This window comes from Paraburkholderia sp. RL17-337-BIB-A, assembly GCF_046025895.1.
Classification (GTDB): Bacteria; Pseudomonadota; Gammaproteobacteria; order Burkholderiales; family Burkholderiaceae; genus Paraburkholderia; species Paraburkholderia fungorum_C.
This window is the reverse complement of the sequence record NZ_JARESY010000004.1, coordinates 12,937-37,312: the sequence shown is the minus strand read 5'-3', so window position 1 is coordinate 37,312 and position 24,376 is coordinate 12,937. Positions and strand designations below refer to the sequence as shown.

20 protein-coding genes and 4 pseudogenes are annotated in these 24,376 nt (G+C 61.1%); 10 read left to right on the top strand and 14 right to left on the bottom strand.

Annotated elements, in window-relative coordinates:
- Positions 1 to 48: 48 nt before the first annotated feature.
- The 3 genes from P0D84_RS45245 to P0D84_RS45235 all read right to left on the bottom strand — a co-directional run bounded on the left by P0D84_RS45245 (position 49) and on the right by P0D84_RS45235 (position 3,372).
- Positions 49 to 450: a hypothetical protein gene (locus P0D84_RS45245; RefSeq protein WP_408349994.1), complete on the bottom strand. Its 402-nt coding sequence runs from the start codon at positions 448 to 450 to the stop codon at positions 49 to 51.
- Positions 451 to 1,514: 1,064 nt separating this feature from the next.
- A complete protein-coding gene (locus P0D84_RS45240; RefSeq protein ID WP_408349991.1) occupies positions 1,515 to 2,252 on the bottom strand; it encodes an SEL1-like repeat protein in 738 nt (245 codons plus the stop codon).
- A 322-nt stretch (positions 2,253 to 2,574) separates the two neighbouring features.
- Positions 2,575 to 3,372, bottom strand: coding sequence for a 3-oxoacyl-ACP reductase family protein (locus P0D84_RS45235; RefSeq protein WP_408349988.1), 798 nt, complete (start codon positions 3,370 to 3,372; stop codon positions 2,575 to 2,577).
- 208 nt (positions 3,373 to 3,580) lie between these two features.
- Here P0D84_RS45235 and P0D84_RS45230 point away from each other — a divergent pair.
- Positions 3,581 to 3,670: pseudogene (locus tag P0D84_RS45230) on the top strand (AsnC family transcriptional regulator); the annotation flags it as partial.
- 91 nt (positions 3,671 to 3,761) lie between these two features.
- A complete protein-coding gene (locus P0D84_RS45225) occupies positions 3,762 to 4,052 on the top strand; it encodes an Lrp/AsnC ligand binding domain-containing protein (RefSeq protein ID WP_408349985.1) in 291 nt (96 codons plus the stop codon).
- 294 nt (positions 4,053 to 4,346) lie between these two features.
- Here P0D84_RS45225 and P0D84_RS45220 read toward each other — a convergent pair whose 3' ends face one another.
- The 4 genes from P0D84_RS45220 to P0D84_RS45205 form a co-directional block, all read right to left on the bottom strand.
- Entirely contained in the window at positions 4,347 to 5,141 is a 795-nt protein-coding gene (locus P0D84_RS45220; RefSeq protein ID WP_408141728.1) for an SDR family NAD(P)-dependent oxidoreductase, read from the bottom strand.
- Between the two features lie 599 nt (positions 5,142 to 5,740).
- The gene (locus P0D84_RS45215) at positions 5,741 to 6,052 is read right to left on the bottom strand and encodes a hypothetical protein (protein ID WP_408349982.1); all 312 of its coding nucleotides are present in this window, start codon (positions 6,050 to 6,052) and stop codon (positions 5,741 to 5,743) included.
- Between the two features lie 283 nt (positions 6,053 to 6,335).
- Positions 6,336 to 8,000 carry a thiamine pyrophosphate-binding protein gene (locus P0D84_RS45210; RefSeq protein ID WP_408349979.1) on the bottom strand — a complete coding sequence of 555 codons (1,665 nt, stop codon included), beginning with the start codon at positions 7,998 to 8,000 and terminating at the stop codon, positions 6,336 to 6,338.
- Positions 7,993 to 9,234: an MFS transporter gene (locus tag P0D84_RS45205; protein ID WP_408349976.1), complete on the bottom strand. Its 1,242-nt coding sequence runs from the start codon at positions 9,232 to 9,234 to the stop codon at positions 7,993 to 7,995. The genes P0D84_RS45210 and P0D84_RS45205 overlap by 8 nt, the downstream gene beginning before the upstream one ends.
- A 306-nt stretch (positions 9,235 to 9,540) precedes the next feature.
- On the opposite strand from P0D84_RS45205, the gene P0D84_RS45200 reads away from it, so the two are divergent.
- Together P0D84_RS45200 and P0D84_RS45195 are read left to right on the top strand one after the other, a co-directional pair.
- Entirely contained in the window at positions 9,541 to 9,975 is a 435-nt protein-coding gene (locus P0D84_RS45200) for a putative quinol monooxygenase (RefSeq protein WP_408349973.1), read from the top strand.
- 52 nt (positions 9,976 to 10,027) lie between these two features.
- Entirely contained in the window at positions 10,028 to 10,627 is a 600-nt protein-coding gene (locus P0D84_RS45195; RefSeq protein WP_408349970.1) for a 3-keto-disaccharide hydrolase, read from the top strand.
- On the opposite strand, the gene P0D84_RS45190 is transcribed toward P0D84_RS45195, so the two are convergent.
- Positions 10,624 to 11,514 (bottom strand): ABC transporter substrate-binding protein, encoded by an 891-nt coding sequence (locus P0D84_RS45190; RefSeq protein WP_408349967.1) that lies wholly within the window; start codon positions 11,512 to 11,514, stop codon positions 10,624 to 10,626. The two genes, P0D84_RS45195 and P0D84_RS45190, sit on opposite strands and share 4 nt — an antisense overlap.
- A 245-nt stretch (positions 11,515 to 11,759) precedes the next feature.
- Between P0D84_RS45190 and P0D84_RS45185 the strand changes: the two genes are divergently transcribed.
- The 3 genes and pseudogenes from P0D84_RS45185 to P0D84_RS45175 all read left to right on the top strand — a co-directional run bounded on the left by P0D84_RS45185 (position 11,760) and on the right by P0D84_RS45175 (position 14,845).
- Entirely contained in the window at positions 11,760 to 12,158 is a 399-nt protein-coding gene (locus P0D84_RS45185; RefSeq protein ID WP_408349964.1) for a putative quinol monooxygenase, read from the top strand.
- A 180-nt stretch (positions 12,159 to 12,338) separates the two neighbouring features.
- Entirely contained in the window at positions 12,339 to 13,247 is a 909-nt protein-coding gene (locus tag P0D84_RS45180; RefSeq protein WP_408349961.1) for a LysR family transcriptional regulator, read from the top strand.
- A gap of 778 nt (positions 13,248 to 14,025) precedes the next feature.
- Positions 14,026 to 14,845: pseudogene (locus P0D84_RS45175) on the top strand (tyrosine-type recombinase/integrase).
- Positions 14,846 to 14,856: 11 nt separating this feature from the next.
- On the opposite strand, the gene P0D84_RS45170 reads toward P0D84_RS45175, so the two are convergent.
- From P0D84_RS45170 to P0D84_RS45160, 3 genes are read right to left on the bottom strand one after another with little or no spacing between them, the layout of a single operon-like run.
- On the bottom strand, positions 14,857 to 15,855 hold the full coding sequence (locus tag P0D84_RS45170) for a site-specific integrase (RefSeq protein WP_408261565.1): 999 nt from the start codon (positions 15,853 to 15,855) through the stop codon (positions 14,857 to 14,859).
- Positions 15,852 to 16,796 carry a tyrosine-type recombinase/integrase gene (locus P0D84_RS45165; RefSeq protein WP_408347064.1) on the bottom strand — a complete coding sequence of 315 codons (945 nt, stop codon included), beginning with the start codon at positions 16,794 to 16,796 and terminating at the stop codon, positions 15,852 to 15,854. Before P0D84_RS45165 ends, P0D84_RS45170 begins: the two co-directional genes overlap by 4 nt.
- Complete coding sequence (locus tag P0D84_RS45160; RefSeq protein ID WP_408347067.1) at positions 16,793 to 18,031, bottom strand: site-specific integrase; 1,239 nt, start codon at positions 18,029 to 18,031, stop codon at positions 16,793 to 16,795. The genes P0D84_RS45165 and P0D84_RS45160 overlap by 4 nt, the downstream gene beginning before the upstream one ends.
- A gap of 155 nt (positions 18,032 to 18,186) precedes the next feature.
- Between P0D84_RS45160 and P0D84_RS45155 the strand changes: the two are divergent.
- The 3 genes and pseudogenes from P0D84_RS45155 to P0D84_RS45145 form a co-directional block, all read left to right on the top strand.
- A pseudogene (locus P0D84_RS45155) lies at positions 18,187 to 18,270 on the top strand (tyrosine-type recombinase/integrase); the annotation flags it as partial.
- Positions 18,271 to 18,773: 503 nt separating this feature from the next.
- A pseudogene (locus tag P0D84_RS45150) lies at positions 18,774 to 19,283 on the top strand (IS91 family transposase); the annotation flags it as partial.
- A gap of 629 nt (positions 19,284 to 19,912) precedes the next feature.
- Positions 19,913 to 20,725, top strand: a complete 813-nt coding sequence (locus tag P0D84_RS45145) for a class I SAM-dependent methyltransferase (RefSeq protein ID WP_408349958.1) — start codon at positions 19,913 to 19,915, stop codon at positions 20,723 to 20,725.
- A gap of 453 nt (positions 20,726 to 21,178) precedes the next feature.
- Here the strand turns inward: P0D84_RS45145 and P0D84_RS45140 are convergent, their stop codons facing one another.
- The 3 genes from P0D84_RS45140 to P0D84_RS45130 form a co-directional block, all read right to left on the bottom strand.
- Positions 21,179 to 21,421, bottom strand: a complete 243-nt coding sequence (locus tag P0D84_RS45140) for a hypothetical protein (RefSeq protein WP_408349955.1) — start codon at positions 21,419 to 21,421, stop codon at positions 21,179 to 21,181.
- 43 nt (positions 21,422 to 21,464) lie between these two features.
- On the bottom strand, positions 21,465 to 22,514 hold the full coding sequence (locus tag P0D84_RS45135; protein WP_408349952.1) for a Vgb family protein: 1,050 nt from the start codon (positions 22,512 to 22,514) through the stop codon (positions 21,465 to 21,467).
- 1,040 nt (positions 22,515 to 23,554) lie between these two features.
- Positions 23,555 to 24,193 carry a hypothetical protein gene (locus P0D84_RS45130; protein WP_408349949.1) on the bottom strand — a complete coding sequence of 213 codons (639 nt, stop codon included), beginning with the start codon at positions 24,191 to 24,193 and terminating at the stop codon, positions 23,555 to 23,557.
- Between the last annotated feature and the right edge of the window lie 183 nt (positions 24,194 to 24,376).

Below are 24,376 nucleotides of genomic sequence, written 5' to 3'. Positions count from 1 at the left end.
TTCTTCCGATTTGCAGGCGAGCGTACTCGGCTAACCGCTCGGGCGCAGTTATTTATCTTTAAGCCAGCGAGCTGCGGCGTCTGCAGTGTCTTCAGGGCGAGTATTGAAGGCAATGGACGCATCGGGAGCACATTTGTGCACGGTATTAAGGAGTGCCTCAAAGAGCAGCAAGCTTTTTGGGGGAATACGTACCCCGCCGCCGATTACAACGCAATCGTAAGTTGAGGTTGTCAATTGGCGCTCAAGGGTAATGGGCGCGGTTTCATCTGGTCTCACCAAGCAGAGATCGGCACGCCATCCATGCACCTCCATTTGCTGCATGCCGATTGAAATCCCGGCATGAATCTTCGCGGCGTCGAGCCCCGGCGATAACGCGGGGTCGGAGAAGTCGACCGTTTCAGGCTCCTGGCCGACGAACAGCACCCGCTTTAAGTCATGCATTTCGCTCATTACCTTCTCCTGAATCGGTGATGGTTCTTGCAAACGCGCCGCGAGTTGCGACAACGAAAAACGAGCAGGCGATCTAGATCGTGCGCAAGCCACTTTAGCACGCCTGAAACCCTGAAACTGAAGGGCGCTGTGCCCGCGCGTCCCAGGTACGCGAGGCACCAAAAGAGGCGGCGGCGGGCGAACCTAAAGTTGCCCCATGAAGAGCGGTCGCTTCCGGCGATCGCTTAGACTTAAGTTGTCAATGCTCGATATTTCTCGGCATCCTACGGCCTGGCGCAGTTCGCTACGATCAGGTTTGCTCTCGCTGAGAACCGGAGTGGTTGTCGTGGTAGGTGTCGGATCGCCGTCAATGGGTGTCCGCTTCCGAAGATATCTAACTGGCCGTCGGATCGACAGCGCCTATTCGACTTCCCCAGGACCGGTCATTCAGAAATGACCAAAGTGCGGCGAGGCTCGAGTGACTGAAGCGGCCGATCTTCCGCTGCAAAGTCCGTCGTCCACGTTGCCGTCACGATCCTTTCAATCAGCGGTCAACATGAATGCCAACTGTCGTTGTCCGGCCATGCCATCAACGGAAACACGTTCGCCAGGGCGGGTAAGCCAGTCTTCCGAATTCGCGTCACCAATCCAGGCAGTGCAGAGATTTCGGTTCAGGCAGTGTGGAACAAGTGACCGAATTCGTTAGCAAGTCATTGGCTGACAAGGCCACATGGTCTAATGAATTCGGTATGCGGGCAGCAGCATCATGCCAGTGGAGGGAATTCGAAGAAATCGTCGTACCCGTTTGAGACGCTGGAAGCAGGGTCGACGAGGCCCGTCGCACGTAGGGACGGTTGTGCACGGTGGCCATCGCACAAACGGCAACGTCGCGGGACTCCGAATTGGCGCGGCATCGGTGCTGCACGCCGAGTCGCTCATAACGTGGTCGAACCGGCGTTCCAAGAACTTAAGAGCCTCGTAAGCTTTCGCCGGATTCGCCGGTTGATCCTCTTTTCCGCAGAGTGATCGCGAGACAGCCCGGCGTTGAATGCAGCGGGGATTGTCGCCTGCGGGACGCCAGGTGCTTAGGCGGTGCCCAGGCGTGATTCGGCAATCCGCTTCAGATCGTCGGGAGTTGAAGCAGATTCAGCCAACTGCTCAAGCAAATCCGTGGCTCTGTTTTCGTCTTTCGGCCCACCATCGCCAAGCGTCAAGCTCGTCGCCAGGTTAAGTATCGACCGAGGCAGCCCTCGCGAGGCCAAAGCCTCGAGGAGGTGACGAGCCACTTCGGGTTCCCGGTTTCGGTTGCCGCTTAGCAACTCGTCAGCAATCGATTCCACAAACCTCAGCGAGCTTTCGTTTTCCGTTCTGTGTATGCCCGTCATGAGCGCTTGTTCGAAGTGGCCAACGGGATGGTGCACGGCGTGAGCCAACGTGCTCAGCGCCTCTTGAAAACTCAGATCTTCCTTTGAGCCGGCAAACGGCGTTTCTGTCGGGTCCCCGCCCTCTTCTTGCGCATGCGCGGCCGATGGTTGCCACCATCGAACAAAGTCGTCCGCTGATTCACCGTGGAGATCAACTGCCGAAGCGACCAATTGCGACGCCTGATATACGCGTCTCTCGGTTACTGTCGTGCTGTCACACGCCTCGTCGAGCGCGGAAGCTACTTTGCTGCCCAGCTCGCTGTGGAGGTCGGTCCAGTCTCTATAGCCGAAGACTTCGGAGGTCACCTGTCGCGCGTGGGATTCCTTTAGCGAAAGGCGGTATTTGAGCCGGTTGGCGGCCCGCGTCGGGATAGACGAGTTCTGAAAGTAGATACGCATGGCTTCGGTCCGAGTTTCCGTGCCGACGAGCCTCCACAGCCGGCACGGAATCGAAATGCACTGTGAGGCGGCGCAGCGGGCGTGATGCCCCGTTAGGAAAAATACAGTCGGTTTCTCATGCAGTCAATCCCGTTCCAAGAGAGGGTGTTTTGCGCGATAGGACCCAATCTAAGCGCCATGCGGTCTTCAAGATAGAGTTTGGCACCCTTGGATCTGCGATTGTCCATGTACTTTATAGTCCAGAAGCAGTCCATCCCGGTCGCTCAGCGTGTGCGTGATTCGTTCACGATACGGAGTGCCGTCCTGGGCCCGAGGCCATCGGTCAAGCACTTGTGCCCCCATCGACCTTCAGTCTGGTGCCCGTTATGAACGCCGCTTCGGGGCTTGCCAGCCAGGCGACAAGTCCCGCAATATCGTCGCCTGATCCGTACCGGCCCAACGCAATTGAGCCCCGGATCTGGTCGGCCATTGGACCGTTAGCCGGGTTCATCACCGTATCGATCCGTCCGGGCTGGACGTTATTGATCGTAATTTCCCGGCTGCCAAGATCCCTTGCCAGCGCCCGCGTCATGCTGGTTACCGCACCTTTCGTCGCGGCGTAGACGGACACGCCCGAAATCGGCATGTAGTCGCTGCTGATGCTGCCGATATTGATAATCCTCCCGCCTTTTTCCATGAAACGGAGCGATTCCTGAATGGCGACAAGCAGGCTCCTGACGTTGATGGCCAGCATCCGGTCGATATCTTCCAGTGGGAAGTCGTCGATCAGGCCGCGGCGGAACATCGCGGCGTTGTTCACGAGAATATCCAGTCCCCCGAAGCGTTTCGAGGTCGATCCGACCGCGGCTTTTACCGCTTCCGCGTCGGCACAATCCGCGCGAATCGCCACGCCCCGTCCCCCGTCGCGTTCGATGTCCTCGATGACGCGATCCGCGTCGGCACTCGAGTTCGAATAGGTTATCGACACGGCCGCGCCATCGCTTGCGAGCCGTCTTGCGATGGCCGCGCCTATCCCGCGAGAGCCACCGGTCACGAGCGCCACTTTGCCAGCCAGTTGTCCATTAGAAAAAGCCACGTTTGTTCCTTTCAATTGCATTCTCTGCTCGTTCAGATCGGCCACGCTTGCCTCGTCTATCAGCAAGCGGGAAGCATGTGTGAGCGGCTCACTTCTGAACCTGGCATCGCTGCGCTGCTGCGACAGGACACGACATGTCGTGTGAAAAATTCTAGCTAGTCTGCGCCGGTCGTACGTGCCAAAATAAGCCAATGAATTAACTGTGCGTGGCAACATTAGGCAAATTTTCGTGTTTATTTGAGACAATGAGCCAATGAAATTGGACCGGATCGACATTGACATCTTGCAGGCGCTACAGCGGGACGCTCATGTCAAGGCTGCGGACCTCGCTGAATCGCTGGGCATTTCGCTTTCGCCGTTCTACCGGCGCATTCGCCTGCTCGAAGAGGCAGGCGTCATTACAAAATATGTGTCACTTCTGGACCAGGAGAAGGTTGGATTTCCAGTCACCGCTTACGTATCGGTCGCAATGGAAAAATCCGCGGCAAAGCTGGCTGCTTTCGAGCGCGCCCTGCTGGGTTTGCGAGGAGGTGATGGAGTGCTATCTGATGACGGGCGCGTTCGATTACATCGTGCGGGTGGTGGCCAGCGACATGGCGGGAATCGAGCGTTTCGTGATGACACGGCTCGCGACCATCAAGGGTGTTCGCGACGTCAGCACGTCGATCACCTTGCGGCGTGTCCAGTACAAGACCGTGCTACCGGTTCGCGAGAGCGGGGAGTAAATATCCGATTGCACCGGAAGTACCCGATCGATGCGGTGCAGCCATAAGTCCGATGTAAAGTTGCTTGGCCGCACGAGTTTACCAGTGTGGCCCTTCGTCGATTGGCTCGATCTTCGGCTCCCGGCCATGAACGGCCAGTCGACGATCCGGGCGAAATCGTCGACAATCTTCGAGGCCTCGCTTGGTTGCGCGAGCTCGCGAACGCGCTTCCACCATCGGCCAACCTTTCCTCGGAAGTTGCCATGCCACTACCGCTCGTCAATGGGCCAAACCGCCGGGCGAGAATCGGCCTTATTACGACCAGCCACCCGTCACCATGACATCCTCCGACGTGATCATGCGGCTGTCGTCGGCCGCGAGGAAGAGCGCCATGCGCGCGAGATCGCCGGGCTCCATTTCCTCGTCGATGCACTGGCCGCGTCGTATCTCTTCGCGGCCTTCGTCGGTGAGCCACAGGTTGCGCTGCTTCTCAGTCAACACCCAGCCCGGCACGAGCGTGTTCACGCGGATCCCATACGCGCCGAGGTCCTTGGCGAACCCGCGCGTCAGGCCCTGTACTGCCGCCTTGCTCATTGCGTAAACCGGGAACTGGCTGCTCTTGAGCATCCAGCAATGCGAGCCGAGATTAATGATCGAGCCCGCGCGTGCGGCCTTCATATCCTCGACCACGGCCTGCGCTGCGAACAACTGATGCCGCACGTTAACTGCAACGCCTGCATCGAACGACTCGGGCGTAACGTCGGCGAGCGCGTGGCGGCGATCGTTCGCCGCGTTGTTCACGAGCACCTCGATCGGTCCAAATGCTGCCCGCACTTCGGCGATGGCCGCGTGCAACGCGGGAATGTCGGTGACGTCGCAGGCGACGAAGAGCGGTTTATGGCGCGCGTTACCGAGCGATTTGGCAAGAGCTGTTCCCGCGTTCGTGTCGATGTCGAGAAAGCCCACACGTGCGCCTTGCGCAACGAAGTGCTCGACGAACGAAGCGCCAATGCCACTCGCGCCGCCCGTAATGAGCACGACCCGGTCTACTAGACTGGGATAGCTCGCGTAACGTGCTTGTCCCGAAGATTTTTCGCTAGAAGTTGCCATTCACATCCCGTATTGATTAATCGCTGCGACGACGAAGCCGACTGTGCGCCATGGAAGTTTTCTTGTGAGCTAAGCGGGTCCGGCTTCGTGGCGCCCTCCCGTCTGACGCCCAAATGACGCATTGTCTACGAGAAGGTGGCGATCCGCAAAGACGTGCTCGTCGTCGTGCGTTTCCAATACAACGCCGCCGAGCAAGCGACATGGGGGCCAGTGATCAAGCTGATGGACGACCCGCTGCGCCTCGGGGCCGGCCGGCAGCCCGCGAAGGATGGATTTTCAACCCGAAGCGGCCTTTGTAGGCTCTCCCGCAATAAGAAAATGTCTGGCTATCCAAGAGACCGCGTCGCGTCTTGCGCTCTTGCACGGTGTCCAGTGAGTGCACCTCGGCGTTGTCATGAGGTCGTCCCTTGGCAAACAGTGGCGGCGTTTGAACGACCGCTTTGGAGAAATGTGGCCGTCCGCAACGGGTCGACAAGGGACTGTCGCGTCACCCTGATCAATAACCGCAACTACCGTGGCGTTCGCCGGGCGTCGGCGGCGTCGAGCACGGCGTTGATCGCCGAATACTTTTCCAGATAAGTCCTGAGACCGTGGTTGCCCTAGCGCAGGTCGCACGAAGCGACGATCCCCGCAAGGTCCACTCGGCCGATCAGATCGTCTTTCCCTGCGGGCCATGAAGCGAAGCGGTACACGATTAGAAGCGAGGGCGGGGTCAGCCCGGATTTCTCCGTGGCGCGATCCTCGTCGTACCAACTCGGCGGGCGTAGATCGTACATGTCGATGGCGAGGTAGATGCAATGCCACCAATACTCCTCGTGGTGCTCGCGGAGCACGTTGTGCGACGGCTCTGTAACATCCTGTTTGAGGACTTTATACGTCTCGATGTGCGGGGCGGCGGTCAACCAGACCATCCGATCTGGTCTGGCGTGCTCGGACCTTCCGTCGTCGGTCAGGGCCGCGTGCGCGCGTTGCAGCGACAGGATCGCCTGATCGAGGTGGTTCTTACTCTCGCGATCCCTCTGCGGCGTCTTGATCGCGGTCCAAGCGATGTAACAGTGTACGGTCTCTACCGCATCAGATAGCTGTTCCCACAGTGCGCACCGCGACTCAGCACATAAAACTACTGATCGAACAAGTCGCGCGTCATGAGTCGACGGCGTCGGCCGAACACGGTTCAAGCCGACGCAACTCGTCTCAGGCAGAAAGCCTTGCGACAGGCGTGATCTGGCGTGGATCGACGCGAAGCTCGATCAACGCCGCGACCCCAGAAGCCTGCGCGCGGGCAAATGCAGCAGGGAAATCCTCGTTGCGTTCGACCCGCTCCGCGAAGGCCCCGAACGCTGTCGCAAGCGTGACGAAATCCGGATTGCTCAATCCCGTGCTTGCGACGCGCCCCGGATACTCGCGCTCTTGATGCATGCGGATCGTGCCGAGCATGCCGTTGTTGACGACGATCACGATCGGCGCTGCGCCATATTGCATCGCAGTCGCGAGTTCCTGCGGATACATCATGAAGCAGCCGTCGCCCCCGAAACACACGACGGTTCGCTCGGGATGCTGCAGCTTCGCAGCCACCGCCGCGGGCAGACCGTAGCCCATTGCACCGCTCGTCGGCGCGAGTTCCGTGCGCGGCCTGCGGTAGCGATAGTAGCGATGCACCCAGACCGTATAGTTGCCCGCGCCGTTGGTGATGATGGCGTCGTCGGGCAGCGTGGCGTTCAGGTGCATCAGCACCTGGGTCATGTCGACACCTTCCGTCGGCACGTTCGATGCCGCTGCGCCCGAATGCTTCTCGTAGTCCGCGCGTGCGGACTGCGTCCACACCTGCCAGCCGACGTTCGCAGCGGGCATGGCGGCCAGCGCGCGGGCGAACTCGCGCACGCCGCAATTGATGGCAAGCGCCGGTTGATAGACCCGGCCCAGTTCGCCGGCATCGGCGTGCACATGAACCAGCGTCTGCTTGGGCAACGGACTCTGGAACAGCGTGTAGCCGTCCGAGGTCACTTCAGCGAGGCGCGTGCCCAGGGCGATCACGAGGTCCGCGGCTCGCACGCGATCGGCCAGTTGCGGCGATATGCCGAGGCCGATCTGGCCGACATAGTTCGCGTGACGGTTGTCGAACAGATCCTGACGCCGGAAGGACGCGGCAACCGGCAGGTCGAAGGTTTCGGCAAAGGTGCGCAAGTCCGCGCACGCCGCTTCGTCCCAGCCCGAGCCACCCACCACCAGCAGCGGCTGCTGCGCCTCGGCGAGCAAGCCGCGCAAGGCTTCGGTTGCGCCCGTCGCAAGGCCGGGCTGCGTGGCGGGTGAAGGGCCGGCGTCGTAGGCGATGCCGGACGCGAACAGCACATCTTCCGGCAACGCGATCACGACCGGGCCCGGTCGCCCGGAAGTCGCCACGCTGAATGCGCGCGCCAGCACTTCCGGAATGCGCGCAAGGTCCTCGATCTGGGTCACCCATTTCGCCATGCCGCCGAACATGCGGCGGTAGTCGACCTCCTGGAACGCCTCGCGCTCGGAGAACAGCGTGTCGACTTGGCCGATGAACAGGATCATCGGCGTGGAGTCCTGGCTGGCCGTGTGCACGCCGATGCTCGCGTGCGTCGCGCCCGGGCCGCGCGTCACGAAGCAGATGCCGGGGCGGCCGGTGAGCTTGCCGTAGGCGTCGGCCATGTTGGCCGCCGCGCCTTCATGGCGGGCGACGTAGGTGCGGATCGACGTTGCGTCGTGCAGCGCGTCGAGCACAGGCAAATAGCTTTCGCCCGGCACGCAGTAGACCGTATCCACGCCGTTCGCGAGCAAGGCGGCGACCACGATCTGGCCGCCATTGCGGGTGCCGGGAAAGGTTGGGTTAGACATGTAGTTCGAGCTCCTTGAAGCGCGTTTCCGGCATCGCCAGCGCGGCCACGAAAACGAGGGCGTAGGACGCGGCCGCCCAGGCGCCGATCGACGGACCGAGTCCGTAACGGGCACTCGTGATGCCCACCGCGGCCGGGATCAGCGAGCCGAAGGCGCGGCCGAAGTTATAGGAAAAGCCACCCGCGCTGGCGCGGATCTGCGCGGGAAACAGTTCGGAAAAGCAGGCGCCCATCCCCGACACGATGCCAGACTGGAACATGCCGACCAGGAAGCCGAGCAGCAGCATCGTCACGCCGACGACGGGCAGGAACGTATAGGTCAGCACCGCGAGCGTCGCGCCGAGTGCGGACAACACGAAGGTCCGGCGTCGCCCGAGCAGATCGCTCAGATAAGCCGCGCCGACATAGCCGCAGAACGAACCGAAGATGTTGATGGCGAGATACCAGGTGGTGACGCCGACGGACATGCTGTGCGTCTGCCGCAGATACGTGACGAGCCAGGTGAGGATGGTGTAGTTGCCGCCCAGCGCGCCGCCGGCAAGCAGTGAAGCTGTCAGCGTCTTGCCCGCGATGCCGCGCGAGAAGATCAGCCTGAAATTGCGCCCCATGCTGCCGCGCGCGCCGGCTGTCTTGACGGCGAGATAGGCGTCCGACTCATTCACGTTGCGGCGCAGCCAGATTACCGACAGCGCGGGCAGAATGCCGACCATGAAGAGCGCGCGCCACGCGGTGTCGGCGGGCAGCAGGCTGAAGATCGTGAAGTAGGCCAGCGCCGCTAGCGCATAGCCGATCGGCCAGCCTGCCTGAACGGTGCCGACGGCACGCCCGCGAACGCGCTTGTCAACGACTTCGCCAATCAGTACTGCGCCCGCCGCCCACTCGCCACCGAAGCCGAGTCCTTGCAGGCTGCGCGTGATGAGCAGTTCGTGGAAGCTGTGCGTGAAGGCGGACAAACCCGTGAAGACCGCGAACCACACGATCGTGATCTGCAACACCTTGACCCGGCCGATGCGGTCGGCGAGCAGGCCGGCCAGCACCCCTCCGAGCGCCGACGTAATCAATGCCGACGTGCCGATGATGCCGGCCTCCGACTTCGTCATGCCCCACAGCGTGATGAGCGTCGGGATCACGAAGGCGAACAGCTGCACGTCCATGGCGTCGAGTGCCCAGCCCATCAGGCAGGCCCAGAAGGTGCGCTTTTGCGGGGGATTCATGCTGCCGTACCAGGTCGCCATGTCGTCTCCTCATCTTCTAATGTTTGTGTGCGCCGGCACGGGATCGATGCCTGAGTCGCTGTTCCGAGAATGCCACAGCCGTGTCGGTGCGGCCATGTGCTGGATGCACAGCAGCTATCGAACGTGTGCAAGGGCGGCGTTGTGAGCGACGCATAGCTGAATTGCACCGGGCGGTGGGAAAGCAGCGGCTACAATCGACGCAAACAGCTTCGGGCGGCAATGCCCGATGCGCCTTGGATTGATGTCGCTGAACGCGCGCCACAGGGACAGCTAACCATGTCGCAGGGATAGGACAGGAGACGAGACATGAAGCGACGACTCGCGGTAGTTGGCGCGTTACTGGTTCTTGCTTGCCGCACAGGCGCCGCTCAGGTGCCTTCGCCCGCGCCTCCAGCCGCCGCTTCATCTGCTCCCGCAGCCGCGCCCGTCTCAGCCGCGCCGCTCTATGTCGTCACGTATTACGAACTGCTGCCCGCCAGCCAGCCGGGTCCCACAGGTGCGCGACCACCGGTAATCTTCGCGGACTACGTGGCGAAAGCCACCAACGAGCCCGGCGCCATGTCCTTCCGGATACTCGACGACGCGGAACGGCACAGCCGCTACGTCGTGCTCGAGGTGTGGGCCGACGGCGCAGCGTTCGATCAGCATCGTCGCGCCGAGTCGACGGTCGCGCTCAGGCAACAGATCGGCGAATGGCTGGTCGGACCCAGTGACCAGCGCATCCACGGACGCATGCAATGAGACGCGAATCGCATCTTCCCTTTATCCGGCCGCAACGCCTGAGGGTTCGGCCATGAAGCGGGTTCTTGCAAAGGCAAAGGCGTTGGCGGCCGCGTGTCTGCTGGGCATGGTAGGGGCGTGTGCTCATGTCGACCGTGGGAGCGGCGCACTGATCGACGGCGCTAACGGCATGGACAACTGGACGCCGCTAGGCAGCGCGAACTGGCGCGCGCAGGACGACGTTATCGAGGCGGACGGGATGTCCAGCAATGCGGGCGGCTATCTCGTATCGAAGGGGAATTACGGGGACTTCCGGCTGCACGTGGAGTTCTGGGTCGGTCCGGACGCCAAGAGCGGCATCTTCCTGCGCTGCGCCGACCCGCAGGCGTTCACGAGCAAGAACTGCTACGAAGTGCAGATCTACGATCAGCGTCCTGAACCTCGTTACCGGACCGGGGCGATCGTGAACGTTGCGGACGCATCGACTCCGATGCTAGCAGGCGGCCGCTGGAATACCTATGACATTATCGCGCGCGGCTCACATCTGAAGGTCATACTGAACGGCGTGCGCACGGTAGACGTAGAGGACGGCAAGCTCGCCGACGGGCGCATCGTGCTGCAGTATCGCGGTGGCGTCGTCAGGTTCCGCAGCGTGCGGATCGCTCCGTTTTAAGGCGCGCCTGAGGCCGTCAGCGGCCCAACGCTCGCCCCCTCGATATGGTTGCGCTGTAGCGACGCCGCGACGAACCCCGAAGCCTTCACGTCCTCGACAAAAGCCGTCAGGTAACGCGCTCCCGCGGGCCGGCCCTTGAGCGTGGCCATCGCTTGCCTGATCACCATGAAATTGCCGTCGAGCAGACGCAGACCGCCTATGCGCTTCGCGTCCACCTCGCTGCGCTGCTTGACGCCCGCCGCGACCTCCAGCGACTGCTGGATCATGGTGTCCGCGACTTGCGTCGGGTCCGGCGCGCGCACCAGCTGCGCGTTCTTGATCTCGCGCGTCAGGAACAGGTCGTAGGCACTGCCGCCGCTTACCGCGATACGTGTGCCCGTCCGGTCGACATCCGCGTTGGTCCGGATTGCCGAATCCTGCCGGACCATATAGACGCCTTCTATGATCAGGTACGGGGCGGTGTACACCATGTCCTTGGCACGGTCCGGATCGATGCCGACGAATCCGACATCCCAGGCCTGGTCGCGCGCACCTTCCACGACCTTGCGGGCGGCCGGGTACTGGACGAACTCGACCGGCACGCCGAGGCGCCGGGCAAGTTCGCGAGCGAGATCGACGGATACGCCGTGCAGTTCGCCCGTCGCCGGATCTTTGGTGGCGAGCGTCGGGTTGCCGTAGTTGATTGCCGCGCGCAAGGTGCCAGAAGGGGCGAGTTGTGCGACGGCGTCGGCGGGAGCCGGAGGCGACGTTGCGGCGCTCGAGCAGGCAACGAGCGACGCGACCCCGGCAGCGCCGATGCCGGCACGGATGCAGGAGCCCAGGCGGTGAAAGATCGCGGCGTACGCGATGCGTGACCGGGGAGGCGTGCTCGTCATCAGGATTCGCATGGCAGGTTCCGTTCGACTGATCGCGCAACACAGCGCTGCGGCGTTCTTGTACGCAGGAGTATCACCAATGGCGGCATGGCTTGGCAACCGCTTCGACACGGTTGTCCATGACGCCGACGCATAGCTGCTATTTGCTGCCGTGCCTTGCCGCGCGCGCGACGCGGCGCGAGAGTAGGCGTGCCGCAGCACAAAAGGTGCAGACCCATCACGCCGGCCCAGAAAAACAAGAGTCAAGGAGATCGATCATGAAACGTTTCGTGTCGCTGCTTGCGTTGACAGCGTGGTTTGCGCTCGGCGCGGCCGGCTGTGCGAACGGTGCCGGACAGCAGGCCGGCAACGCAGGTGGTCAGCCCGTCACGGTCATCGCGCACCTCGACGTGGCGCGCACCGCGCTCGATCGCGCAGTCGTGCTGCTTGATGGATACGTCGCGGCCTCGCGGCAGCAACCGGGCAACCTCGATATCGAGGTTCTAAGGCAGCTCTCCAACCCTAATCACTTCACGCTGGTCGAGAACTGGGCGAGCCGCGATGCTTACGACGCGCATATCACTTCCAGTACGGCGCGCGAGTTCCACAGGCAACTCGACCCGTTGCTTGGTTCGCCGCACGATGAGCGCCTGTATCGCGACGTCGGCGGCGGTTAGCTTCGCATAGCACTGGACGGCGCTCCGTCACAAAACCGTCGCGCCATTGCTCGTCATCGGCGCGCCTGAATGCGTCAGGCGCCGGGATATACTGTTGCCACCAAAAATCAGGTCGACGTGCTTTCGTCCTCATGTGAAGCATGTCGCCATCGGGAGGCGGCAGTGCACTCGGAGGATCTGATGCTGTTCCTGAACGTCGCGATCAGTGGCAACCTGTCGCGCGCATCGATCGAGATCGGTCTTTCGCAGTCGGCCTTGAGCCGGCGCATCGCGGCACTCGAATCCGAACTGAACACGCGTCTTTTCTACCGCAGCGGGCGCGGCGTCGTCCTGACCGAAAGCGGCCACCGCCTGATGAAATACGCGGCAGAGATCAAGGGCACGCTCGCGGCTGCCGCCGAGGCACTTTCCGCGCCTTCTCACCACGGACCTTCGAGCATCGTGCTCGCCGCGCAGCCGACCATCGCCAAGATCCTGTTCGGCTCGATCGGCAAGGCCTTGAAGCAGCAGTATCCGGGCATCAAGATGCGCTTCAAGGAAGGTCTCGGCGGTCATATCCAGGAATGGATTGCCAGCGGCGAGATCGATGCCGCCATTGTCTATTTGCCGGAAAGCCATGCATCGCTGGGTGTCGACGTGATCCTGCGCGAGCGGCTGAGCTTCGTGGCGCCGCTTGAATTCGGCCCGCTGGGCGAGGGCTTTCCGGTCGAGCGTCTCGGCGACGTCCCGATGGTGTTGCCTTCGCATCCCCACGGGCTGAGAGTGTTGTCGGAGTCGCTCGTCGCGCGGTTTGCGAAGACGCTCGACATCAGCATGGAATGCGATGCGTCGGTCTACATCACCAAACAGCTGGTGGCGGAAAACTGCGGATGTACCGTGCTGCCGCTTGCCGCCGTCCAGGAAGAACTGCGCAGCGGTCTGCTGCAGGCCACGCCGCTGGTCGGCCCGGACGTCGTGCGCGATGTCGCGATCATCTCCGGTCGCAACCGGCCGCCTATTCCCAGCCAATGGCAAGTCCTGCGGACCGTCCGGCAGCAGATGACGCAACTGGTCGAGAGCGGTGCGTGGCCGGATACGGCGCTGGTGTGAAGTGGGGCGTCACCCTTCGATTGGCAACAGCCCGTGGTGCCCGGGACAGCGAGGACTAACGCAGGGAGCGCTGACGCGATGGTGTACGTCGAGGATTTTTTGACCTGCAACTTCATTTCGCTCGAAGAGTCGCGGAGCTAGCGGCTATGCCGCTAGATGCGGCCCTTCTCGACTACGCGAATTTCTATGTCCGGTTCGTCGGCGATCGGAAGTTCAATTGCGACAATCCGGTTTGGCCGGCCTATCTCGCGGGATTAAAAGATGTGCTTGATCCCGGCGAGTGGACTTACCGTTTCTATTGTCGGCGACAGGTACCCGAATCATTTGGAAACTGAGCTCCCGTCGATCGATCAGATTGAAGCAGAGCTTTGGCCAGATTTTCATACAGATTCGGACCGAACTGGCCTGGAACTGTCGGTTCAGCGAGTTCGGCCTTTCTGTCTTAGCCGCGATAACCCGCCCCTTATCGCGGCTAACGCCTCTCGTCAGGGAGTTACGGTGCAGGAAGGGAAGGGGCGTTCGCCCGCTGATCAGCCTTAGCTCACGTTGGGACGTCGGGGCAGATATGGCCGTTTGATACTGCAGACCGGTCTTCTGACGGGTCAGCCGACGAACAGCAACTCCAAGCTGCAGCGAATGCGTACTATCGGCCATCGGACTAAACCGCTCGCGCGGTATGCACTCCGTTTGAACGTGGTGGTTCTTCATAGGAAACCCACCCGGTTTCCTATGTTGAGCAATGAGGCACTCCGCCTCGTTACTCAACAGGAGCCCAGCCATGACTACCCCCCGCCAGGGCATCAGTCCGTTACGCCGGCGCATGATGGACGACATGCGTATGCGCCGCCTCGCGCCAACCACGCAAGCCAACTATCTTCGTGTGGTACGAGAGTTCACCGTCTTCCCCGGACGCTCGCCTGACACTGCCACCGTCGAGGACTTGCGGCGCTACCAGTTGCATCTGGTTGACCGCGGCGTGTCGCCAGTTTCCCTGAACGCCGCGATCACCGGCCTGAAGTTCTTCTTCGGCACGACGCTCGCTCAAGAGGCGTTGATGGCGAAGATGCGTTCAATTTATCTTCCCCGTACCTTGCCGGTCATACTCAGCCGCGATGAAGTCGGCCGACTGATCGCGGCAGCCAGTAATCTGGAAGCATCAGACGGCACTCGCGGTTGCCTACGGCACAGGATTACGCGCCAGCGAAGTGGTGGCGTTAAAGGTCGGTGACATCGACAGCCAGCGCATGACGTTGCGCGTTGAGCAGGGTAAAGGGCAGAAGGACCGATACGCCATGCTCTCCCCGATCCTGCTTGAGCGACTGCGGGTCTGGTGGCGAGTCGCCCGGGCCCAGGGCAGGATGCCCGACGGCGGCTGGCTCTTTCCCGGGCTCAACCCGATTGAATCGCTCAGCACCCGTCAACTAAACCGCGCGATCCATGCGGCCGCCGAGGCTGCGGGAATCGACAAGCGCGTGTCCATGCACACGTTGCGCCACTATGTGCCGTGCCGGACTATGTCGGGTAATGAGAACAGGTTGTTGACCACCCAATATCCGTGCGCCGTGGCTCGAAGCAGCCCATTCTGTTTCCCGACATAGTTTGCCTGGTCCTACAGGCTGTTCAGGAAGGCCAGGAGCTGATCTGTTGGCCGGTAGTGACCCGACTTGCCTTGTGGCGGAGATGCCTTCGCAAGGGCTTGCTCTTTCATCGCGAGAGTGGCTTCGAGATAGATCTGTGTGGTTTCCACCGATTCATGCCCGAGCCACAAGGCGATCACTGAACGATCAACGCCAGCCTGCAGAAGGTCCATGGCCGTCGTGTGCCTCAAGCGGTGGACGCTGATCCGTTTCTGCTTCAAAGAAGGGCAAACTCGGGACGCGGCCTCGCGATGTTTGTTTAGCAGGTACTGCACACCGTGGACGCTCAGACGTTCGCCCCTGGCGCTCGGAAACAGCACTTCACCATTCCCGCGTTGAGGTTCTCGTAGCCAGTCCTTCAGCACCGCGAGCGTGGATCTGGCGATGGGAGTGCAGCGTTCCTTGCGGCCCTTGCCAATCACACGCACATGTGCACCGGTTCCGAGGACGAAATCGTCGCGTTTGAGTCCAGTCATTTCGGACAAACGTAGTCCCGTCTGCACAGCCACCAGTATGAAGGCGTGATCGCGCCGACCTGACCACGTACGCCGGTCAGGCGCCGCAAGCAAGGCATCGATTTCCGGACGCGTCAGGAAGTTAACGAGCGTGCGGGTGAATCGCTTGCTGGGAATCGCAAGCACACGCTGGATCTGCGCGGAATGCGCCGGCGTCTCGAGCGCCGCATACCGGAAGAACGAATGAATTGCGGTGAGCCGCAGATTGCGGGTGCGAATGCTTACGCCCTTGTGTTTCTCCAGGTCGTCCAGAAACGCGACGATCAAAGGGGCATCGATTTCCTCAAAATTCAGGCGTGACGGTAGTTTATGCAAACGCTGCTGTACGAACTTCAGAAATTGACGGAAGGTATCGCGATAGGAACTGATTGTGTGAGGACTCGCCTGGCGCTGCTGCATCAGTCGCTGTGTAAAGAAACGCTCGAGCAACGGAGCGAAGCTGGCGGGGGTGGTCATGGCCGCTTCTCCCAGCGCTGCTCGAGCCGGCGCATGGCCTCGTGCATGAGTTCCGGTGAGCCGCTTAGATACCACTGCGTATCGGCGACATTGACGTGGCCGAGGTAGGCTGACAGGATCGGGAGGCGACGCTCTGGATCCTGTTCAGACCGGTACCAGTGGACAAGTGTGTTCGTCGCAAAGGTGTGCCTCATATCGTGCAGGCGTGGTCCCTGATGGTCGGAAGCACCACGCAGGCCGACCTGTCGCGACAGCGCATAGAAAGTCCGATGTACCTCTGCGCCATCCAGACGATTGCCCCGGTTGGAAACGAACAGATAGGAAGACACTGGCCGACCGGCCCAATGACGATTACGTCGCTCGATGTAGTCGGCAAGCACTTCGCGAGTCGAGTCATGCAAAGGCATGAGGCGGGACTTACCGAATTTGGTGCCACGGATTGTAAGCACCCCAGTGGTGAGATCCACATCCCGAACCTCAAGATTGCGGGCTTCCCCGAGCCGCATACCTGACACACTTAGCAACCCAAACAGGCAATAGAACGTCCTGGGCCGCAGTGCACTGCGCTCATATCGACATCGCATTTGAAGGGTGGCCCGCAGTAAGTTTCGAATCTCATCGTCCGAATACAGGTACGGTCGAACCCGTTTCGGTTGGAACGGCAGCAGCCCTTGCGCTGGAATCTGGGTGCGCGAATCGGTGGCGCTGCGATGACGTGCGAACTCGCGTACGAAGCTGAGTCGTTTCGCCCAGTGTGCAGGTTGGACGCCGAGTGGTTGTTGCGCCCAGGCGAGAGCCAATGCCTGCGTGATGTAGGGGGCGCGATGCTGCTCCATGAACGTGACGAAATCGAGTAACGACTTGCCCGCATCATGCAGCTTGAATCCCAAACTGCGTCGAAGATTGATATACGCAGCAACAGCCTGCCGGAGCGAGTTCATTGCACACCTCCCGGCCATGGCACAGCCAGCGTGCGCAACGCCTTGATGTCAACCTTGGTGTAGATCGTCGTGGTCTGCGGGTGTTGATGCCCCAGCAACTCTCCTATCTCACCGAGCGAGGCACCATGGCACAGCATCTCAGTCGCCAATCCGTGACGAAACTGGTGGGCCCCCATAGTTGGGGCGTCGATGCCAGCACGCTGGAGGGCATGCCGCACAACCGAACTAACTGCACTTGGCCCGCTAAACCCTGTGATCGGGGCTCGGGCGCGCAGAAACACACGACGACATGTGCTACGCGGTCGCCCACGAATCAGGTATGTAGCGATCGCTTTGCCGACGTCGACGGGCAATGGCAACTCGTTGCGCTGCCCGCTCTTACCTCGCACGTTCAAACGTCCCGCGCTCCAGTCGATATCATCCAGTTCAAGTGCTGCTACTTCCCCGGAGCGGACCCCCAATCGAGCAAGCAAAAGCAAAATGGCATAGTCGCGACGACCGGTTCCGCTTCGTCGATCGATGCTGGCTAACAACTGCCGTGTTTGATCTGGGGTAATCCCACGTGGTATTGACGGCATCGACCAGTTGGCCACGACTGGAACTGCGGCGGACAAATCCAGGGTAATGTCCCCGCGATAGCGCGCATAGCGTAGGAAGGATCGCAGCGCGGCGGTCAGAAGCTTCGCACGCTTCGGCTGCAAACGCGGCGCCTGACGTTGTACAAATCTCACGACATCGCCAGCACAGAGGCGAGAGAGTGTGACGCGTCCTTTACCGAAACAGTCTTCAAGGAAACCGCGGACGAACGGCACGTAGTTGACGATCGTCGCTGTGGCCAAGGCACGCGCTTCGCGTAAGTACGCCACGTATGCCTGTACGCAGCACTCAGTAGGCAGCAGTCGGGTCAGTCGTACCCGCTCCGCAGGAGTCAGTTGCTCCTGGCGCAGAAAATCAATGAGGTGTCTGAGCGCAGCCTGGTCCCCCCGGCGGGGTTGAACATGTCGCGCACGATATCGTAAATACCGTATCGCGTGATCAGCGCAGATGCTGCGCACTCCGAGACCCGTCTGTTCAAGCCAACGGCTAAACCCCGCTGCGATCCGTACTTGCTGCTTCAGCGATCCTGCGCTGTATCCCTGCTCACTGAGCGATCTCGCAAATGATGCGATATAGGCAGCAAGCGGCCCTTCAGGCGGTCGCGACAGCACAACCTGATCATGGACGACGTACTTCACGATGAGCTCCTTCCCGACATGCGGGGGCTGGTGGAAGGAGTCAAGACTATCTCCAGTCGATCGCTTGAATCGCCCGTGAAATCCGCGCTATCTCCGGATTACCCGACATAGTCGGGAACGGCACATAGTGACGCCTATCTACCCGGCGACATAGGCGTCATAGCTTTGCCACTCATCTACTGGAACAGAAGGTCGATATCCGCGTGATCCAGGTCATGCTCGGGCACAAGAAGCTCGACTATCTCCCGCGCAGGACTATGTCCCATAGCGCACGAGACCGACGCCACGATAGCCGCCGGCCTTACGCAGCGCGGGACATAGGTTTGGACTACATCTACTTTACGAACGCCTGCAATCGGTCGTCGGGCCGATACTGTCCGTGCCTGGCGTTGGGGTATCGGCCTGTCGATAGCCGCCTGCTTCAACGTGAGATTTGGGATACGTAGCTGACCGCCGATAGCCGCTCGATCAGCGATCTGACGAACTCTGCAAGGGACCTCGCGCGTGCACCTGTGATGCTGCGGACCGGCGCGGTCGGCACTCATACAAAAGCTCCGCAGTCATCTCCTTTTAGGCAAAGGTGTCTGCAAAGGACAAAGCCAATGTCTAGCGCCCATTCCGCAAATCCGCTATGGGCCGGGGCTCCCACCAATCGCGGGACATAGTTCAGCGCGGGACATAGTCGAGCCTATTGACTGCTGGCAATAGGCTCGAGACCACGGCGCTTTATGCCCAGGTCGCCACTGACATTCTTGCGCCAATGCGTGCATGCGAGTGGGTGGTATACGCAAAACGCCCGTTTGCGGGACCCAAAGCAGTGCTCGCCTATCTGTCACGCTATACCCACCGGGTGGCGATCTCCAACCAACGCCTGGTCGCGCTCGACGAACACGGCGTCACCTTCCGCTGGAAGGACTACCGCGTGGGCGGACGCACACGCAACAAGACCATGACGCTTCAGGCAGATGAGTTCGTACGCCGGTTCCTGCTGCACGTGCTGCCTGGCGGCTTCCACCGCATCCGCCACTACGGTCTGATCGCGAACCCATCGCGGCGCGAGAATCTCGCGACGATACGCGAGTTGCTGGACGTCGTGCCTGTCAGTATCGGCCTCAGTGCCAACGTCGTATCCACCGTGGCAGTGCCGCCAACCTTCGTTTGCCGGCACTGCGGTTCGCCAATGATCATCATCGACATACTCCAACGCAGCAGACCTATTCGGGCACCGCCTGTCGAGTGGGCCGACGTATGAACACCACCGTGTCAGGATGCACAATTCGACTGTCGGCTCTTCGGCAACGAGAGCCAATAGCAGACGCCTGCGCCTATCGTTCCAAACCGGCAGTTTGGCGCTGGCCGAGTCGGCGCGATGGCGACCCGCCGTTGCGCCGCTGCTGCGATCGGGACTGTCTAACCTCAGATTTACCCGCGTTCATATCTACCATGCCCTCAATGGGATCGAACAAATCGCCATAGCGGTGAAATGTTCAGACCATGTCAGAGCACTCCGCGGTTTCCTCCCTTGGGGCTTGTAGGACGCCTGCCCGCTGGCGTCTGGGCGAGTTGACGTGTCGACGGATCAGGGCAGGCGTCCTACAACCCTAAACAGGAGGAGCCACTCGACCAATGCTCGCGACCGTCCGTTCATAGCGGGACAGGGGACGCGTATCGCGGACGCAATCGCCTGTCTCGCCACGATGTCATATACGAGGGGATTCACTGTATTGGTCGATGGTGGTGGCGTGACCGGATGGATTCCGCAACTCCCTTGCAATCTTGTAGAAGTGACCGAGCGGCACTAACCTGACCATCATGCGTCGGCTCGGATCGCGTCAATCCAATGTCGGGGCTCGATAGGGTGAACCCGGATAGAGGTGTGAAATGGAACAAGACGAATTCAGCGCCTTTGAGCGTCGGGGCTGGGAAACAGTCGCACAGCCATATCACTCGTATTTTGGCGAACTGACGACGCAGTCCAATGATGCGTTGCTCGACGCGCTTGAGGTACGTGCCGGCGTCCAGTTTCTTGATGTCGCGTCAGGACCCGGCTACCTCGCGGCAGCGGCGGCGCGTCGTGGCGCCGATGCAGTCGGCGTCGATTTCGCGGACGCGATGGTTCAGCAAGCGAGACGCATTTTTCCCGACCTCGCGTTCCGTCCTGGGAGCGCCGAAGATCTGCCTTTTGCGGATATGAGTTTTGACGCGATTGGTATCAGCTTCGGAATGCTACATTTCGCTCGTCCCGAGGCCGCGCTTGCCGAAGCTTTTCGCGTGCTGCGCCCGGGTGGCAGAATCTCGTTTACGGTTTGGGCGCCGCCGGACCAGACCGTTGGATTCGGGATGGTGCTCAAGGCCATTGAGAAGCACGGCCGCATGGATGTCCAACTGCCTCCTGGGCCTCCGTTTTTCCGCTTCAGCGACTCGCACGAATCGGAGCGTGCGCTGCTTGATGCGGGCTTCGTTGAGCCCCGCATTAAGGAAGTCAGTCAAACGTTGCGTATCCGCGCGCCCGAAACGCCTTTCGACGTCTTGATGCGCGGCGGGGTGCGCGTCGCGGCGATCTTGAAGGCGCAGTCGCAGGAAGCGCTGGCTTCGATCCAGAAAGCCGTAGCCGACGATGCGGCATCGTATACGAACAACGGTGAGGTGCGAGTACCGATGCCCTGTGTACTCGCGTCTGCGAGAAAGCCCTGAATACTCGTCGCCGTAGACACAGATGCGACAGGAAGCGAGGAACGCCGATTACGTCGGACGCCGGAGGCGTGGGGCGGAAGGCCGCTTTGAAGCACGGTAGTGACAGTCGCCGAAAGAACCTCGGAGGACACTGACAGCAAGACGAGCGAGCAACCAGTCGAATGAAACCCGACCAATCGTCGGCCGCTCTTGGGCCCAAGAGAAAAAGGGGCGCGTCCAAGCGGAGACTGGACCGGCCAGACGGCTTTGAAGCGTCCGACGCAGCCTCAAGTGGGGCCGCTACCGGGAATTCCGCAAGTCCCTTCCGGGCCGGGTTCTGCCGACCGCGTCGGACAGCAGTCGGCCCAGGAAGCACTGTCGCATTACCCAAGTTGAACGGATGCTCCTTTGCTCTTACCGGCCGTTTGTGACTGGCGGGTCGAGCGCGACTCGGTCGGCGGGGTATCCGTCCTGCTACTGCAACCTCTTCACCAGTTGTCCGCGCAATGCATCGGCAATCTGCTGCAAGATGTCCGGTAGCAACACCTGCGCATCCAGAGGACCGATCACTGAATATCCCGAACCAGCCGCGCCGTCGATGACTATCACGACTGCGCATCGGGCCTGAGTCATATCGCGGACGGTGTTGCATGCGGCATCAAATAGCCCCGCTGATTCACCGCCAGGAACGACTTTTCGTCCAAAGTCGTCGCTCATAGTCTTTCCTGTACAGTGGATGACGCTCGGGGACAGTGCGTCGTCAATTCCCGCGGGCATCTGCTGCGCGGGAGCGGTAGCGCAGCAGATGATCGGTGCCAGACTCGGACAGCCAGACTTCTCCTGGGCGGCCCATCATTTGCCGTACGTTCGAGTGCGGACGCGGCAGCGCAAACACGTCGAACCGCGTAGTGCGCGGGTCGAAGCGCACTAGCGCGTTGGCGCTCCATTCACTGAGCCAGACGATGTCCTGGTCGTCTACGAATATCGCGTATGCATGGGGATCGTCGCCGGGCAGGCGCCATTCGCGCCATCGACGCGTCGCTGGATCGAATACGCCGACTTTTCCTGCGTTCCACTCGCTGACCCACACACGCCCCTTCGAATCGGACCATACACGGCGCACACCCTGATCCGGCGTCGGCGGATCGATGACCTGCGTTGCGCCGCTTCCGGGATCGATGCGGCCGAGATAACTCCCCGCCAGGGACGCGAAATACAGGCTGCCGTCCGGCGTCACGCAGATGCCGTAGGGGCCGTGCCCGCGCGGCGCATCGAAGACGCGCATGCTGGCGCGCTTCGGATCGAGCTCGCCGTAGACGCCGCTTTGGCCGGTAAACCACAGATGCCCTTGCTTGTCGAAGACTGCGGTGTTCAGATTGGCGTCCGGACGGTCCTTCGGCAATGGAAAACGCGTGACGGCGAACGTCTTCGGATCGACGCGCACGATCGCGTTCTGGCCGCCGTCGGTGATCCATGCCGCGCGATCGGGACCGACGATCACGCCGTGGGGTGCCGACCCATCGCCAAGCGGAATCCTGTCGACCCTGCCGCTACGCGGGTCCAGCCGACCGACCGCGCCCTGCGCCTGCGCGGTGTACCACACGGCGCCGTCGGGCGCCGGTGCGACGTCATGGGGCGCACTACCGGTCGGGACGGCGAAGGTCTCGAACGACGGCGGTCGTACCTGCGCCTGCACCGAACAGATGGTGAGCGCGACGCTCGCCAGGGCCGACACGAGACACGGGGTCAGCCGGGATTCGAGAAACTTGCCTACCGTTGCCACGACCCGGTCCCTCGGTATCTCCAGCATGTTCGCCTCCATGTCACAGGATGAGTTTCAAAGGGCGCTGACGGCATTTTATTGTTGCACTTATCTGTAGTTGTCGCTGCGCCGACTCATTCACAGACACCTGCCCGCTCTGGCGTCAATTTACGGCCGCGACGGCCATGGCCAACGTCGAAAGGCGGATCATGCCGACGGCGATGCCACAAATCGCGGCCGTACCCGCTCGTCAAGGCCTATGCGGCGGGGTTTTCCCTTCTTGAGTGGGACACACGATGAAGAAGAGGTGACGAGGGGCAACGGCGAATGATTACCGTCAGGCCGGCTTGCGGCGATCTACGGCCGTTCGTCCATTCTTGGACCGGGCAGTTGAACGTCGGCTCCTGCCCAGATGCTGTTGAAAAAGTCGGCGACGGTCTACATAGCGTAGGTTTTCATGGGTCGCTCTACCCTTAATCGAGGCCAGCGAACGGCTTGTAGGCCGATCTGAGAGGTCGATTTTCTGGGCGGTGGTGGGCTAACCAGCTGCCGCGACTTTTTCAACAGCATCGCCCAGATAGCTGACGGTCACGCACCGACCGAGGGCGTTTCGTCATCGGCCAACAAGGATGGTCGCCCGCTGCATGCAAAGACGGCTGATGGAACGTCCCGAACAGCCACTTTAGAGAATCATGAAAGTATATTGCCAACACCTACTCAGATCCTTGCAGTGACCGAAAATCCACCTCCACACAGACATTCTTGGGATCGAAGCTCCTCGTGACTCAAGAGCTCGCTGCACCCCTGCCGCCGACGCCGCCACCACGCTTCGGCATGCCGCGGGTGATTGCCACCGGACGCGAGCAAGACCATTGTCACGTTGAACCACAGGGCTACAGCAGCCGCGAATCGGAGTTGGTCAGGCTGACTGGCGGATATGGATTGCAACGGTGAGAGGCCATGCGTGCCGGTAAGGGCGGTAACGATTGCGGCCGACAAGAACGGCACATCCAGGTCGCCGTCAGTGTTGCTCGCCGGCGGCGCCCTGCGTGCAACCAACATGATTGGACGTTTGCATCATCGCAGCGCTACTGGCATGTCACACTCACATTGGAGATGTCGCTGTCCGGGACAGTGCCGGTGCCGTTCGTCACTACGCACGTCCGCGTTGGTGGGATCGGCTGCGCCAAGACCGTAACCGAATAAACATCACCGTATCGCACCTTCGTGGGAAAATTGAAACTGCCGTTAGCTGCGAGAGCAAGGGAATCCGCGCCGTTGTTTTGCAGCGTGATGGCCGTACCCGGTGCGAGGCCATTCAGTGTGCCCCCCAAGGTATGCCTGTTTGGGGTACAGACGACGTTGACATTTGCGTCGGCCGGGCCGTAACCGCTGCCATCCTGGTGGTAGATGGTGCACGACTGCCCGACCGGCTGGGTTAGAACCGTCACACTAAAGTTGCGGGAACTGTCCACCGTATTGTTAAACGAAAATCCTCCGTTGTTGCTTAGCGTCAGATTGTCGGTGCCGTTATCTTGAAGGGTAACCGAACTGTTGGCGAGAAGCCCGGAAAGGCTGCCACCGACCGTATAGCAAGTGCCCTCGTCCAGACAGTCGGAACCACCCCCGCACGAAGACAATGTCAGTGCTATCGCAGCAGCCGCCAGATACGGGCGACGATGAAACAGTTGATGCGCGATTTCGGCTGAGGAGTATGCGGAGTTCATCTAGATCAACCTTAGGTCTGCATCAAAAGGGCTACTTTGCGTCGTCGCGGAACGCGTGTGTCGGCGCTCGACGATCAAAATAAGGTCGTGCGGAGAACCGACCGTCGCACCGGGATCATCACGACCTATGCTCACACGGGGCAGGACCACCGTCGGCGGCCATGTCGACTGTGTCAAACCGCA